This window comes from Georgenia satyanarayanai (assembly GCF_900116375.1).
GTDB classification, from domain to species: Bacteria; Actinomycetota; Actinomycetes; order Actinomycetales; family Actinomycetaceae; genus Oceanitalea; species Oceanitalea nanhaiensis.
In genome coordinates, this window is record NZ_UETB01000008.1 from 150,142 (window position 1) to 163,087 (window position 12,946).

15 protein-coding genes are annotated in these 12,946 nt (G+C 67.5%); 10 read left to right on the plus strand and 5 right to left on the minus strand.

Annotation, left to right across the window (positions count from 1 at the left end; all coding sequences use genetic code 11):
* Positions 1 to 46: 46 nt before the first annotated feature.
* The 9 genes from DSZ44_RS11875 to DSZ44_RS11915 all read left to right on the plus strand — a co-directional run bounded on the left by DSZ44_RS11875 (position 47) and on the right by DSZ44_RS11915 (position 8,204).
* A complete protein-coding gene (locus tag DSZ44_RS11875; protein ID WP_110852839.1) occupies positions 47 to 919 on the plus strand; it encodes a tyrosine-type recombinase/integrase in 873 nt (290 codons plus the stop codon).
* Entirely contained in the window at positions 916 to 1,287 is a 372-nt protein-coding gene (locus DSZ44_RS11880) for a hypothetical protein (protein ID WP_110852840.1), read from the plus strand. The genes DSZ44_RS11875 and DSZ44_RS11880 overlap by 4 nt, the downstream gene beginning before the upstream one ends.
* Before the next feature lie 714 nt (positions 1,288 to 2,001).
* The gene (locus DSZ44_RS11890) at positions 2,002 to 2,319 is read left to right on the plus strand and encodes a hypothetical protein (RefSeq protein WP_110852841.1); all 318 of its coding nucleotides are present in this window, start codon (positions 2,002 to 2,004) and stop codon (positions 2,317 to 2,319) included.
* Positions 2,316 to 3,617, plus strand: coding sequence for a DUF3631 domain-containing protein (locus DSZ44_RS11895; protein ID WP_110852842.1), 1,302 nt, complete (start codon positions 2,316 to 2,318; stop codon positions 3,615 to 3,617). The genes DSZ44_RS11890 and DSZ44_RS11895 overlap by 4 nt, the downstream gene beginning before the upstream one ends.
* Positions 3,614 to 3,847: a hypothetical protein gene (locus DSZ44_RS18080; RefSeq protein ID WP_146237534.1), complete on the plus strand. Its 234-nt coding sequence runs from the start codon at positions 3,614 to 3,616 to the stop codon at positions 3,845 to 3,847. The genes DSZ44_RS11895 and DSZ44_RS18080 overlap by 4 nt, the downstream gene beginning before the upstream one ends.
* Positions 3,844 to 4,089 (plus strand): hypothetical protein, encoded by a 246-nt coding sequence (locus tag DSZ44_RS11900; protein WP_110852843.1) that lies wholly within the window; start codon positions 3,844 to 3,846, stop codon positions 4,087 to 4,089. Before DSZ44_RS18080 ends, DSZ44_RS11900 begins: the two co-directional genes overlap by 4 nt.
* A gap of 68 nt (positions 4,090 to 4,157) precedes the next feature.
* Positions 4,158 to 4,769, plus strand: a complete 612-nt coding sequence (locus tag DSZ44_RS11905; protein ID WP_146237535.1) for a hypothetical protein — start codon at positions 4,158 to 4,160, stop codon at positions 4,767 to 4,769.
* Positions 4,770 to 4,947: 178 nt separating this feature from the next.
* Positions 4,948 to 5,349 carry a P27 family phage terminase small subunit gene (locus DSZ44_RS11910; protein WP_181424624.1) on the plus strand — a complete coding sequence of 134 codons (402 nt, stop codon included), beginning with the start codon at positions 4,948 to 4,950 and terminating at the stop codon, positions 5,347 to 5,349.
* A gap of 224 nt (positions 5,350 to 5,573) precedes the next feature.
* The gene (locus DSZ44_RS11915) at positions 5,574 to 8,204 is read left to right on the plus strand and encodes a phage tail tape measure protein (RefSeq protein ID WP_181424625.1); all 2,631 of its coding nucleotides are present in this window, start codon (positions 5,574 to 5,576) and stop codon (positions 8,202 to 8,204) included.
* 54 nt (positions 8,205 to 8,258) lie between these two features.
* Here DSZ44_RS11915 and DSZ44_RS11920 read toward each other — a convergent pair whose 3' ends face one another.
* From DSZ44_RS11920 to DSZ44_RS11940, 4 genes are all read right to left on the minus strand, one after another.
* Positions 8,259 to 8,822 carry a hypothetical protein gene (locus DSZ44_RS11920; RefSeq protein ID WP_110852846.1) on the minus strand — a complete coding sequence of 188 codons (564 nt, stop codon included), beginning with the start codon at positions 8,820 to 8,822 and terminating at the stop codon, positions 8,259 to 8,261.
* 13 nt (positions 8,823 to 8,835) lie between these two features.
* Positions 8,836 to 9,267: a hypothetical protein gene (locus DSZ44_RS11925; RefSeq protein ID WP_146237536.1), complete on the minus strand. Its 432-nt coding sequence runs from the start codon at positions 9,265 to 9,267 to the stop codon at positions 8,836 to 8,838.
* 75 nt (positions 9,268 to 9,342) lie between these two features.
* Positions 9,343 to 9,834 (minus strand): hypothetical protein, encoded by a 492-nt coding sequence (locus DSZ44_RS11930; RefSeq protein ID WP_110852848.1) that lies wholly within the window; start codon positions 9,832 to 9,834, stop codon positions 9,343 to 9,345.
* A 436-nt stretch (positions 9,835 to 10,270) separates the two neighbouring features.
* A complete protein-coding gene (locus tag DSZ44_RS11940; RefSeq protein WP_146237537.1) occupies positions 10,271 to 11,173 on the minus strand; it encodes a hypothetical protein in 903 nt (300 codons plus the stop codon).
* 223 nt (positions 11,174 to 11,396) lie between these two features.
* On the opposite strand from DSZ44_RS11940, the gene DSZ44_RS18085 reads away from it, so the two are divergent.
* Positions 11,397 to 11,828: a hypothetical protein gene (locus DSZ44_RS18085; RefSeq protein WP_146237538.1), complete on the plus strand. Its 432-nt coding sequence runs from the start codon at positions 11,397 to 11,399 to the stop codon at positions 11,826 to 11,828.
* Positions 11,829 to 12,101: 273 nt separating this feature from the next.
* Here the strand turns inward: DSZ44_RS18085 and DSZ44_RS11950 are convergent, their stop codons facing one another.
* A complete protein-coding gene (locus tag DSZ44_RS11950; RefSeq protein ID WP_110852852.1) occupies positions 12,102 to 12,830 on the minus strand; it encodes a class I SAM-dependent methyltransferase in 729 nt (242 codons plus the stop codon).
* Positions 12,831 to 12,946: the final 116 nt, after the last annotated feature.

The following is a 12,946-nucleotide window of genomic DNA, read 5'->3' on the forward strand; positions in this document are numbered from 1 at the left end:
ACACTCACCTGATAACGTCTAGTCCGTGAGTTCGAATCTGACCGACATGGGCAAGTCCTTCGCGCGTCACCTACGCGCCGAAGGCAAGGCGCCGCGTACCGTCACGCTCTACGGCATGTCCGTCGACATGTACGCCGACTGGCTGACCGCCAAAGGCATCGCCCCCACAGTCGCCGCACTCACACGCGACAACATCCGCGAGTGGCTCGCCGACCTCTCCGAGACGCGGGCAACCGGCACCGTCCGCACCCGCTACCGCGGCCTGCATCGCTTCGCCGGCTGGCTCGTTGACGAGGACGAGCTCGACGACAACCCGATGCGAACCATCGCCCAGCCAGTCGCCAAGGTCACGCCCGTGCCGGTCCTCGACGACGACGAACTGACGGCGCTCCTCAAGGCGTGCCGCGGCAAAGCGTTCAACGATCGCCGCGACGAAGCCGTCATCCGCGTTCTCCTGGACGCAGGGATTCGCGTCTCCGAGCTGTGTGGCCTCACCACCGAGTCCGTCGACCTCGACAACGGCATGGCCCTCGTGCGCGGCAAAGGCGACAAGGTGCGGCCCGTGTACTTCTCCACCCGAACCGTCGCCGCCCTCGACCGCTACTCACGCGCCCGCAGCTCACACCGGCACGCCCACCTCGCCGCCTACTTCCTCACGCAACGCGGCGCCCTCTCCACAGACGGCGCCCGCGAGATCATCCGAGTCCGCGGAAACGCCGCCGGCATCGAGGGGCTCCACCCTCACCGGTTCCGCCACACCTTCGCCCACGACTTCCTCATGGCCGGCGGGCAGGAACGCGACCTCAAGCGCCTCGCTGGATGGACCTCCGACGTGATGCTCGAGCGCTACGGAGCGTCAGCGGCAGACGCGCGTGCCCGGCAAGCCGCCCAGAACCTACGACGAGGAGACCGAGTGTGAGTGACGACAGGCTACGAGCCATCGTGCCCGTTCGCTGTGGGCAGTGCCTGGCGCGATATGGCAAGGCTGCGATGTTGGGTGAGATGCAGTTGTGGCCCGACCACATCGAGGGTGGCGGCTGGCGCTGGCAGCGCGTCGACCGATTGAAGATCTACCCCGACGGGCGTCGGGAGCGCCGCATCGCGGGCCAACCGCAGCGAGGCGGCGGGGCCGAAGCCCGGTGTGGTCGCTGTGGTCACCGACCGCGCTTCCGCATCGCGACTCTCGCTCGACAGGCTGCGGAGATCGTCGAAGGGGAGAATGTGGCAGGCGTGGCGGATGAGGGACTTCTCAACGTCTCGGCGAGTCGCCGGGGGATCACCCTGTAGATGCGTTATGCTTTGAGCACCTGAATACCGTTGCGGGCTTAACGTAAGTCGCCGTCACTGGCGCCGCCGCCCTCGAGCTGGACTCACATTCGCGCAGATTCACCGCGACGAACCTGGGACCGGCCGAGAGGTTGTGCCCAGCAATGACAGAAGCGGAACGCAAGCTTCGTGCTTCGATCGCGGCGCATGAGTCGTGGGCGGCTACGCCCGACCGTACCGCCCGCACAGCGCCCGCTCGGCGTGCGCTAGACCAGAAGTTCCTCGACCAGGCCGGCGGGGATCCTGTGCGTGCCGAGCACCTACGGCGCGCGCATTTCCAGCGCCTCGCACTCAAGTCGGCGCGCTCCCGCCGCAGGGCTGCCGAACTGAACGCTGAGGCCGTCCGCGCAGAGGTCGAGCTCACCGCCGCGGGTGGTGGTGCAGCATGAGCGCGACCCAGGAACGAGAAAGCCGCCCCGCGGGCAACGGGACGGCATCTCAGAAACTCGCCGGGCAGGCACCTACAGCATACCGGGACAGAGCACCCAACGGCACGTCCGCCACGCTTAGCGGTTACGCCGTAGTTGTCACTATCCCGGCGGATTCTGAGCCGCGCACCCGTCGCAGACTCTTCCTGAGCCTCCATTCCGCCACGCGCGCGGTCACGAAGGCTGAGGCGCGCGGGTTCGACGCCCAGGTCACCCTCGTCCGGCTCGTGCCCGAGGGGGTCGGCTCATGGTGACCCTCGAGCAGCGCCAGCAGCCGGCCACCGTGACTAGCGCGACCGGGCGCACCGTGGCCTACGACCTCGGCACCATGAGCGACGACGCACGCGCCTCATGGATGGCCGTCTACGAGCTCGGCATGCAGGCCGGGTGGCAAATGGGCTACGACGCCGCCGAGGCCGACCTGTCCGCGATCCAGCGCCGCGCACACGCCACCGTGCAGGACGTCGCTCGCGGCCTGCCCTACGACGTCCTCTGCGAACGGCGGGGCGAGCGGCACCGGGCAGAGCGCCAGCGCCAGACCCTCAAGGAACGGGGGGTCGCATGAGCACGCTCGACTACGACCCGTGGATCGACATCTCAACCGGTTCAACCGGTTCAACCACTTCCACCGGTTACACCGGGACCCCCCAGGGAACCGGTGGAGACGTACTGGACGCCGTGCGCAAGTGGCTCGCCACCTACGTCCGAACCATGCACGACGAAGACCTCGACGTGCTCACGCTCTGGGCGGCACACACCCACCTGTGCTTCGAGACGTACACAACGCCCCGCCTCGTCCTCGACTCCCCGGTGCCCGGGTCCGGTAAGACCACCGTTCTGGAGCACCTGTCCCGCCTCTGCCTCAACCCCGTGCAGATGGCGTCCCTATCCTCGCCCGCACTCCTCACTCGGATGCTCGACTCCGGTATCCGTACCGTCCTGATCGACGAGGCGGACCGGTCCCTGAGCCCCGACAAGGAAGGCGTCGCGGAACTGCTCGCCGTCCTGAACTCCGGATATAAGCGCGGCGGCACCCGCCCCGTGCTTGTCCCCACTAAGGACGGGTGGGACCCCAAGGAAATGCCCACCTTCGCACCCGTCGTCATGGCAGGTAACAACCCCAACCTGCCCGAGGACACCAAGAGCCGCACCATCCGCGTCCTACTGCTCCCCGACCTCGAGGGCCGGGTAGAGGAGTCGGACTGGGAACTCATCGACATCGACGCCCGCGACCTCGGAGAGAGCCTCGCGGCATGGGCCGAGCTCGTCCGTGAGCAGGTCGTGGCGGAGCGACCGCCGCTGCCCGCGGGGATCGTTGGCCGTTCACGGGAAAGGTGGTCCCCACTCAAGCGTGTGGCGGCAGCGGCCGGCGGACGCTGGCCTTCCGTGGTCGATGCCCTCGCCCTGGCAGACCTTGCCCGAATGGAGCAGGACCGCGAGGACGGCATGGTGCGAGAGCGTCCCGGCGTCGTCCTGCTGCGGAACATCCGTGAGGTGTGGCCCGCAGGTCAGAGCTTCTTCCCCACGGAGGACCTCATCCCTGCCCTGATCGACCACAACCCCGACTCGTGGGGCGACGCTTCCCCGTTCGGCAAGGCACTCACCGCCCAGCGGCTCGGACGGATGCTCGTCTCCTCCTACAACCTCCACTCCGACCGTCCGGGCGGCGTCGGACCTCGCGGGTACCTGCGTGTGTCCTTCGAACCGGTCTGGCACCGGATGGGCTTTACCCCTCCCGGGGAACCGGTGGCTCCGGTTGAACCGGTTGAACCGGTGGCGCCCACCTGCGCGGTGTGCGGCCTCCCCATGACCGTCATCGAAAGAGGACAGACGACGCATCCCGCATGCGAGGTAAGCGCGTGAGCCGCTCATCCGTCGTCCGATTCGTCGGCACACCACGCCCCACGAGCTGGATCGCCATCGTCCAACTCCCCAACGACTCGGCAGAGGTCCGCGTGCGCAGACGCCCCCACGGCAAGCGCTGGACGTGCGACACGCACGGCAACCTCGGCGCCGCCCTCTGCCCCCACCAAGGCGCCGCGCTCACGGCATGGCGTCGCCAGTACATCAACCAGGAAGAGATCAAAGCATGAGCACTCCCGCAGAGTTCCGGCCGCGCCCAGCGTGGCTCGCCAACCACGAGTTCGCCGCAGGGCTCGACGCCGCCATGAAGCCGCGCGACCCGGCCGACCACGACGACCCCTCACAGCTCGCACGCAAGGAAGCCGAACTACAGCTAGCCGAAGAGATCGGAAACCCCGAGCTCATCGCCGCCAAGCGCCTCGAGTACGGCATCGCCCAGGCCCAGCACGACCACGAAGGAGACCCCCGATGACCACGAAGCAGCAGAACAACCCTACGACCGAGACCCCGACCACGGACCAGGAACGCGCATGGGCACGCATGGTGCTCCAGCGCTCCGACGCCGAGATGGCAGGGCACCGCACCGCCGAGCGGAAGGCCGCCGCCGACTTTGAGGCGGCCCTCGCTGAAGAGCCTTGGGTCCGCGCCCTCGCTCACCTCGGAGCCGTCCGCAAGCGTGCCGCCCTCACCCGCCACGACCAGGAACGGGCCGCGGCCATCCTCGGTACCACTCTCACCGGTAAGGGCACCGTGCCCACCTCGGTCGCCGGCTACATCGACGGCTCAGTCGTCCCGGAGTTCCTCGTGCGCCCCGTCGCAAGGGCCGCCGACTCCCTCGCGGAGACCATCCACGAGGAAGAGCGCGTGCAGCGAGCCGAACGCGCCCGCGCTGAGATGGCTGACCCCGACACTCTCGCCCGGTACGGCCAGTCGAGTGCCCGACCCGCCAGCCCTCTTGCACGGATACAGCAGGACGGAGCAGTGGAGACCACCCACCGCACTACGCCGGACGGCAAGCGCATCACCGTTCATCGCAGTCTCAACACCGGAGCCAGCGTCACTCTCGACGACGACGGAAACCCCTACAACGTGCCGCAGCCCGAGAAGGTCGTCATGAGTCAGCCGCCTTCTTGGTCGACCGCGCTTCGCTGACAGACCTTGACGCGGCCCGCGACATCGTTCCAGCACGGACGCGGGCCGCGTCCCCCAGCCGCCGATCCCGGGTAGGGGAGGGGGCCCGAGCGGCGTCCCTCTCGTACCGCCGGAGAGGGCTCTGACAAGCAAGACGGTGGCAACGACCATTTTTCGACCCCCTGAGAGGCCCGATTCAATGACAACGACACCGAAAGCACCCGTCGGCCTCAAGGCCAGGGGGCGCCGATTCTGGAAGGAAACCCTCGAGGATTTCGAGCTAACGGATGGCGAGCTGAACCTGCTCGCCGAGGTGTGCCGAACCCTGGACACCCTCGATCTCCTAGCGGCGACCATCGCGAAGGACGGAACGACGACGGCCGGCAGTCAGGGCCAGATCGTCATGCACCCTGCCGTCTCGGAGGCTCGGCAGCAGCGACTCGCCCTGCACCGGCTTCTGGCGGCCCTTGCGCTTCCCGACGACGAGGGCGGCACCATCTCGAATCCTCGCGCGATCAGCGGTCACGAGAACGCGCGAGCCCGGTGGCTGGGTAAGGACACCGAGGCGGCTGCCCGTCGCGCTGAGGGGAGGGCTGGCTGAAATGGCGCGCAGGAAGAGAGAGCCGGAGCCGACCGCGGCTCGCTTTCGTTCTTCTCGTGACCGCATCTGCCCCGCTTGTAGGGCAGTCCTGACAATGGCCGCAAAGCATGAATGTGTGCGACGCATTGTTGATTCATCTACTCGGATTGAAACGGAGAAGGACTATGGCGGATAGAACAGTAACGCTGAACCTGGGTGCGCGCGTCACGGGGTTTGTCAATGGCATGCGAACCGCGCAGCAAGCGGCAGAGAACTTCACGGCACGCGGCCTCGACAAAATCGCCGCGAACTCGCAAGCGGTCAACACCCTGTCAAACACGGCCGGGATCATGGGTGGCGCGATGGTCGCCGCCGCCGGTGCTGCCGTGCTCGCGTTCGCGAACTTCGACGAGGCCATGTCGTCGGTGCAGGCGTCCACGATGGAGTCCGCGGACAACATGGAGCTCCTGCGGGACGCTGCCATCGACGCCGGTCAGCGAACCGCATACTCGGCGACGGAGGCCGCGGCCGGTATCGAAGAGCTCGCAAAGGCTGGCATCTCCACGGCTGACATTCTCGGTGGCGGCCTCGATGGGGCGCTCGACCTCGCGGCGGCCGGCGGCATCGGCGTGGCTGAGGCCGCAGAGACCGCGGCGTCAGCGATGACGCAGTTCGGGCTGGCCGGTGAGGACGTCACCCACATCGCTGATCTCCTCGCCGCTGGTGCCGGCAAGGCGCAAGGTGGCGTGTCGGACATGGCCGCCGCGCTGAACCAGAGCGGTCTCGTCGCCAGTCAGATGGGCCTTTCTCTGGACGAGACGGTCGGCTCGCTTACGGCGTTCGCTTCGGCGGGCTTGGTCGGGAGCGATGCGGGTACTGCGTTCCGGTCGGCGATGCTGAGGCTTGCGAACCCGACGAAGGAGAACATCGGGCTTATCGAGGATCTGGGCCTGCGGTTCTACGACGCGCAGGGTGACTTCGTCGGCATGGAATCCGTGGCCGGTCAGTTGCAGGACCGGCTGGCGCATCTCACGGAGGAGCAGCGCAACGCTGCTCTCGCTCAGATCTTTGGGCAGGACGCGATCCGTGCGGCGTCGATCCTGTATGAGGAGGGCGCGGAGGGTGTCCGTGAGTGGACTGACGCGGTCAACGACTCGGGCTATGCGGCTGAGGTTGCTGCGACCCGCATGGACAACCTCAAGGGTGACTGGGAGGAGTTCACGGGCGCCCTTGAGACGGCACTGATTGGTGCTGGTGAGGGCGCGGATGGGCCGCTGCGGTCCCTGGTGCAGGGCGCGACGGACGTGGTCAACGCGTTCTCGGACCTGCCCTCGTCTGTACAGCAGGGGCTCGTGGGCATCACCGGCGCCGGTGGGCTCGTGCTGCTCGGCACCGCCGGCCTCGGGCGACTGGTCACCGCGGTGTCGGACGTCCGAACCTCGATGCAGAACCTCGGCATCAGCGCCAAGACAGCCGGGATCGCGGTCGCTGGTGTCGGCGCGGCACTCAGCATCGCCACGGTTGCTGTCACCGCATGGGCGTCAGCGCAAGCTGAGGCGCGAGCGCGCGTGGAGGCCCTACGGGACACGTTCGATGACGCGTCGAGTGCGATCACGGAGCAGTCACGAGAACTGGTGGCTGAGGGCTTCCTGGAGGTTGAGAACTGGGCCAACCGCATCGGCTACGGGTTCGACTCTGCTGCGGAGGCAGCGGAGGAACTGGGCATCGACCTGGGCACGCTGACGGACGCCGCGCTGGGTGATGCGGAGGCCCTCGCAGAGGTCAACACGACGCTCGATGAGTGGCGCAGTACCGGCGAGCATGCTGACGCGATCCTGCTCGTGTCCCGCCGCCTCGAGGAGCAGCGCGACGCTGTCTCCCAGGCGCGCGACGAGCACGGACAGATCCAGGAAGCGGTGGGGGAGACCGCGACCGCTCAGGGCGAACTCGGCACCGTCATGGAGGACACCACCGGCGCAGTCGAGGACCAGACTGACGCCCTCGATGAACTGATTGACGCTCAGTCGACGCTCGCAGACATCGCCCTGTCGCTCCGGGATGCGCAGCGCAACCTCGAGCAGTCCTATGACGACCTGACGCAGTCGATCAAGGACAACGGCGACACGTTCAACATCACCACTGAGAAGGGCCGCGCCAACCAGGCAGCCCTCGACGACATCGCCGGGGCCTCTTGGGACCTGATCGAAGCGATGGCTGCCAACGGTGCCTCGCAGGAGGAGCTCCAGGCCAAGATGGCTGAGACTCGGGACGACTTCATCGAGGCCGCGGTCGCAGCCGGGATTGAGGAAGACGCCGCGCGCGCCCTCGCGGACCAGCTCAACCTGATTCCGTCTGCAATCGAGACCGCAGTCGCGGTGACCGGGATCGACACGGCGCTCTCACGTCTTGGGGCGCTTGACGCCACCCTCAACTCGATCAACGGGAAGACGGTCACGGCCGCGGTCGCGATTCGTCAGTACGGGCAGGCAGCGATGGCGACTGGTGGCGCGGTGATCGGGCCAGGGACGGGCACGTCGGATGATGTGCCGATCATGGCGTCGAACGGTGAGCACATGCTGACCGCCGCTGAGGTCGAGGCAGCTGGCGGGCATGGCGCGATCTATGCGATGCGGGCGGCGATCCGGTCGGGTGCGATGCGTGGGTATCGCGACGGTGGGGCGGTGCAGTATGTGCCGTCGTTCGCTTCGGGCGGCGCGGTGTCTGCGTCGGCTACCCGGGTGTCTCTCGAGGGCATGCGGGTGCGGCTGAGTGTCGGTGAGCGTGAGTTCACTGGCTACATGGAGGACGTCGCCAATGGCCGCATCCTTGAGCGCGAGCACCAGGCGCGCGGCATCGGACGCTATTACCAGAGGTGACAACGAAGCGGCTCCCTGTGCCGTCAGACGCAGGGAGCCGCTTCACGTCACACGTCAGCCCTCAGGCCGCTGCGGCTGGTCTGCGGTGAAGACGATGCCGTCCACTAGGAAGAACTCCGGCGGCAGGAACCGGAGCGTCATCGTGGCGAAAGCGCCGATGGGGGCCTCTACGACTCGGCCGATGCTGCTGGGGGCCGAGACATCCTCCCGCGCAGCCACGCGCCCATCGACCAGGACCACTACCTCATGGTCCAGGTCGACCAGTCGCGGTCGGGTGCCGAAGGAAAGGTGGTCGCGGACATCCCCGAACCTCTCCCGGTAGTAGTGGTAATTCGCGCGAGCGAACGAAGGCCAGTGCCGGTGTTCGACCTTCGCCTCCACCATTGCGGCGAAGACCTCGTCACGCTCCTCGGGAAGGATCTCGCCGACCTCGATCGCGCTGCGCACCCAGTTCTGAGCGTGGCTCAGCCGGAACTCGGGCGTCGCCGTCAACATGGCCATGTCCCACTCAGTGAGGGCCGCGTCAATCCAATGTCGGGCGAAGGTGACGACGCCGCTCACGTACGCTCGGATCTCGGCGTCTGTCTGCTCGTACTTCTCGTCATCATCGTTGCTCATGCCCGTGAACTCCTTACTGTCGATCGGACAGAGGCCGGCCCTGCTCGTCGCGTGGGACTTTTCTTAGGTCTCGGATGCCGAGCGGCAGCATCACCAACGTGATGAAGCCGGCCGGCACGGCGACGATCCACCACCAGCCGCCTGCGCTCGCCGTGAGATACGTGAGCCAGCCGAAGGACGCGAGAAAGACCGCGGCAAGACCGGCACCGAACCAGCTGCGGGAAGCTTCCTCTCGAGCGGCGAGGAGCTCGACGCGGCGCTCGATCTTGTCCATGAGGGTGACTCGCGCTTTGGAGTCTGCACGCAGAGCCGCCACGATCCTCAACTCGCGTTCGATGTCGTCTCGGATGTTCCTTCTGAATAGGCTCCGGAGGAGGGTCGTCACGGTGGCCGCAACGACGGCACCGGCTGCCGCGATGGCAGCGGCTGTAATGTCGGCGTCCATGGTCACGAGCGTGGCACGCACCGGACTGCCGCGTTGGCAGATTGATGTTGTGACGGCTCGCTCGAGCGCTGGGCATCAGCCGTCCTGTTTCATCCTGGCGTGTGAGGCCGCGCACCGTCGGCAAATGCGGATCTCGCCGAGCACATCGAGAACGATGGGGTTGTCGCCGCGTAGCCACACGTCCCTCGAGTACATCCCGCAGAGCGTGCGTTGGTCAGTTCCAGGACCCGTCCTGGCGTCGAGGGGCAGGGTCACGTCGGGACATCCTGAGATCAGCCCCGCGTCCGTGTGGTGGAAGACGGGCGGGCGCTTGCGGAGGTTGTTCAGGCACTTGAGCATGTGCTCGGCGTGCCGCAGTCCGCGGGCGATGTCCTCAGCGTCCTCAGCGTCCTTGCTCTCGCGGGCCTTTCCAACGACCCAGGTGACGATCCGGTCGCGGTCGACTGAATCGACGTCCTCCCTCACGAGAAGGACGGGGTGCCCCTCCACCATGACGGCGTCGCCGTTCAGTGTGGCAACCGGCACCACGGTGATACCGAGCGCTTCGACTGCTTCGAAACCCATCATGCTGAGACTCCTTCGGGGCAGGCTGCCCGCAGCGCCGCGAGCAGCTCATGGATCGGGTATACCTGGCCGGCGCCGGTGTCCTCATTGAAGAGGTACACGGTGCCGGGGACATCCCCGGCGGCAATGTCGAGGGGTGCGGTCCCTGTGGTGGAACTGACGCGCATACTGTGATGCATGGCGCTGGTCCTTTCAGCGTCGGCCCCGCCGGTCTAACCCACCGAGCGGGGCACTCTTGTGTTGGTCCGAGGCGCCCCGAATCTCACCGGATAACCTCGACCACAGCGCTCCCACCGACCACCAACATTCGTGCGGGTTTCCGCCTGTCTGCACAACGCTCAACGGTGAGGCACCCCGAAGATGCCCGGCGAGCCGGCCCGGGTGCAGCCGTCCCGGGCGAAGAAGTCGGAGTGACTGGGCCTCACCGGTGAGCGCCGGCTCACTCGTGGGGCGTCAGCACGGCGACAGCGCCCGACGTGAGACCGGCGGTGAGGCAGTCACGCACGCGTTGCATGTCGTCGGAGGTTGCCTCGCGACTCAAGGAAAAGGAGAGACGGGGAAACGGCTGCTGCACCGATGAGACGGTCGCCGTGTCCACCGACACGTCAAGGGCGCACGCTTTCCCGCCCTCGGCCGGCACCGGGAGAGCGACGTCGAAGCCGTAGACCGGTCCTTCGCTGTAGTACTCCAACCGGACGGGCGGCGAGGGTGCGCCGGCGACGGCGTCCAGACCCCTGGTGTCCCAGTACCTCGTGGACAGGAGGACGGTGACGACCTCGTCGGCGCCCGTGGCCTTGACGGCCGAGGCGCTGATCACGTCGAGGTCGCCATCGACGGAGACCTCGGAGGACCCGCGCGGGATGCGCGGCGTCCTCCAGGAGTCGGCCCTGAACGGCTCTACCTCCACCCGGATCTCGACACCGCCGGCACGGCCCCCGCCTGTCACCGTCATCCCGGGACGCACGCTCGGGTACGCCATCACGAGGTCCTCGGCAAGGGGGTAGGAGTACGTGATGTCCATCGACGCGAGCTCGGCATCGACCGCCCCGACCACGTCCTCGCGGGCGCTCGCGTCCGGGACGACGAACGCGACCATCTCTCCCATCACGCAGTAGTAGCCGATCGCCCGCGCGAAGACCGTCGAGTCGGTGTGGATCCCACAGCCGTCAGCGCGGCCCGCTCCCAGGACGGTGACCCGATCGGAGAGGGTGATCCGCTCAGCGGCCTCGTCGAGCGTCGCAACGGCAGCTGCGCGCGCCTCCGGGATGCCCGACATGTACGGGTCGTAGGACGGCCCCGACGGGGCGCAGCCCGGCAGGAGAGTCCCGAGGAGGACCGCCATCAGCAGCCGTCCTGGACGCGCGATCTCACGGGTCGGAAGGCTGGCCACCTGACGATCGTAGGCACGCCAACGGCGATAGAGGAGGCGCTTGGCGAGGTCGCCGCCGAGGGTGACCTGGAAGGCGCCCAGGACGCACAGTCCACGCGTTTGGCCTGATGCCCCTTGGTAGCCTGGCAACAGGCGCATGCTGCAGTACTCTGCACGATCGACGATGGGATCAGTGATGACCACCGCCCGAGCGGCCGCTGGAGCGCTCGTTCTTCTCGGACTGGTTGGGTGTTCCACTGACGCGACGACGACTGAGCCCGAGGACATCGCGTCCGAGATTGCTCCCTCCACGGGGCCGTACGATGTCGGGGACACCATCCCAGCCGGGGAGGTTGCTCCGCACGAAGCCCGGCGGGAGGCCGCCGAGCGTCTCGCCCGCGAGAACGACCGCGAATACGTGTGGGTGACCGACGCGTACACGATCGCCGAGGGCGGTGAGGTCGTGGAGGCTTACTACTCCGTCGACGGCACCGGTGAGGCCTCCGACCGCGTCCGGGACGAGTGGATGACTTTCGACGACCCCGGTGAGGCGCTCGACTACGCCAACGAGGTCGTTGCCGACGTCAGCGAGCCGGAGCGCTACGACGTCGTTCCGCTCGAACCGTGATCGCCACACAGGGCTAACGACTCCGGCACCGGACTGTCCTCCGGATAGCACCCCGTCACCGGACCGCTGACCGGAGTGGTCTATCAGAACGCCCAGGTTCAAGCCGGCCCTACGGGCGTGGCTGTCGGCGGACGTGCCCGCAGGACGTTCCTCAAACGGGACGGCTCGCGGGTGTCCGTTGACCAGGACCGTCGTCGACGGCCGAGACCCGCTGGCGAGGCTCGTTGGAGCCGGGCAGCTCACGGAGTGGTCAGCTAGCGAGCCTCGGTCCGGCTAGGAGAGGGCTTCAAGAGTGAAGAAGATGAAGCCGATGAAGCGGGTGGGGTCGGGCTTGCTCGGCGGCAGCAACTCGGGCGGCGTGTCGGGGGACACCGGCGGCTCGCTGATTGCCGCGATCCTGAATGCTGCGGCGCTGAACGACTCCGACATCGCGCTCAGCGAGCGGTACCAGATCCTGAGCGTCGCGGAGACGCCGTCGAAGTCGTACTCCTCCTCGTTCGGCACGGTCGCGAAGTAGTCGATCTCGGGATACATCACCGGCGGGATAACCGGGTGGTTGACCACCACGACCAGCCGGCCGCCGGGCTTCAGCATCCGGCGCAGCTCTGCCAGCGGCCGCGACCAGTCCTTAAGGTAGTGCAGCACGAGCACGGCCAACGCGTCGTCGAACGCCTCGTCGTCATACGGAAGCGGCAGGGTCAGGTCGGCCACCTTTAGGTCGGCCTCGTCTCCGAGCCGCTCCCGTGCGAGTCGGATCATCGCCGGGCTCGCGTCGAACCCGGCCACGCTCGCGCCGCGCTCCTTCAGGTCTGCGACAAGCGGCCCGGTGCCGCAGCCGGCGTCCAGGATCCGCCGCCCGGCGACGTCACCGAGCAGATCAAGCACCGCCGGCCGGGTGTACCAGCGGGTGAACAGGCCGTTTTCGTTCGCCCGTGCGTACGCCTCGGCGAAGGCGTCGTAGTGGTCCGGCTGCTGCTCGGCGGTCTGCGCCTCGGAGGTCATGCCGCGACAGTGTGTCAGATCGGATCCGCCACCGGGACTGGGCGAAGGTCGCAGCGGTGTCGCGAAGCCGCTAGAGCTACAACCGGTCGGGTGAGATGTCGGGGCCCATGCGCTGT

Coding starts and splice junctions, on each gene's coding strand:
- DSZ44_RS11910 (WP_181424624.1), top strand. CDS start 4,948: ATGACAACGACACCGAAAGCACCCGTCGGCCTCAAGGCCAGGGGGCGC.
- DSZ44_RS11905 (WP_146237535.1), top strand. CDS start 4,158: ATGGTGCTCCAGCGCTCCGACGCCGAGATGGCAGGGCACCGCACCGCC.
- DSZ44_RS18085 (WP_146237538.1), top strand. CDS start 11,397: ATGACCACCGCCCGAGCGGCCGCTGGAGCGCTCGTTCTTCTCGGACTG.
- DSZ44_RS11925 (WP_146237536.1), bottom strand. CDS start 9,267: ATGGACGCCGACATTACAGCCGCTGCCATCGCGGCAGCCGGTGCCGTC.
- DSZ44_RS11930 (WP_110852848.1), bottom strand. CDS start 9,834: ATGATGGGTTTCGAAGCAGTCGAAGCGCTCGGTATCACCGTGGTGCCG.
- DSZ44_RS11915 (WP_181424625.1), top strand. CDS start 5,574: ATGCGAACCGCGCAGCAAGCGGCAGAGAACTTCACGGCACGCGGCCTC.
- DSZ44_RS11940 (WP_146237537.1), bottom strand. CDS start 11,173: ATGGCGGTCCTCCTCGGGACTCTCCTGCCGGGCTGCGCCCCGTCGGGG.
- DSZ44_RS11920 (WP_110852846.1), bottom strand. CDS start 8,822: ATGAGCAACGATGATGACGAGAAGTACGAGCAGACAGACGCCGAGATC.
- DSZ44_RS11875 (WP_110852839.1), top strand. CDS start 47: ATGGGCAAGTCCTTCGCGCGTCACCTACGCGCCGAAGGCAAGGCGCCG.
- DSZ44_RS11900 (WP_110852843.1), top strand. CDS start 3,844: ATGAGCACTCCCGCAGAGTTCCGGCCGCGCCCAGCGTGGCTCGCCAAC.
- DSZ44_RS11895 (WP_110852842.1), top strand. CDS start 2,316: ATGAGCACGCTCGACTACGACCCGTGGATCGACATCTCAACCGGTTCA.
- DSZ44_RS11890 (WP_110852841.1), top strand. CDS start 2,002: ATGGTGACCCTCGAGCAGCGCCAGCAGCCGGCCACCGTGACTAGCGCG.
- DSZ44_RS11950 (WP_110852852.1), bottom strand. CDS start 12,830: ATGACCTCCGAGGCGCAGACCGCCGAGCAGCAGCCGGACCACTACGAC.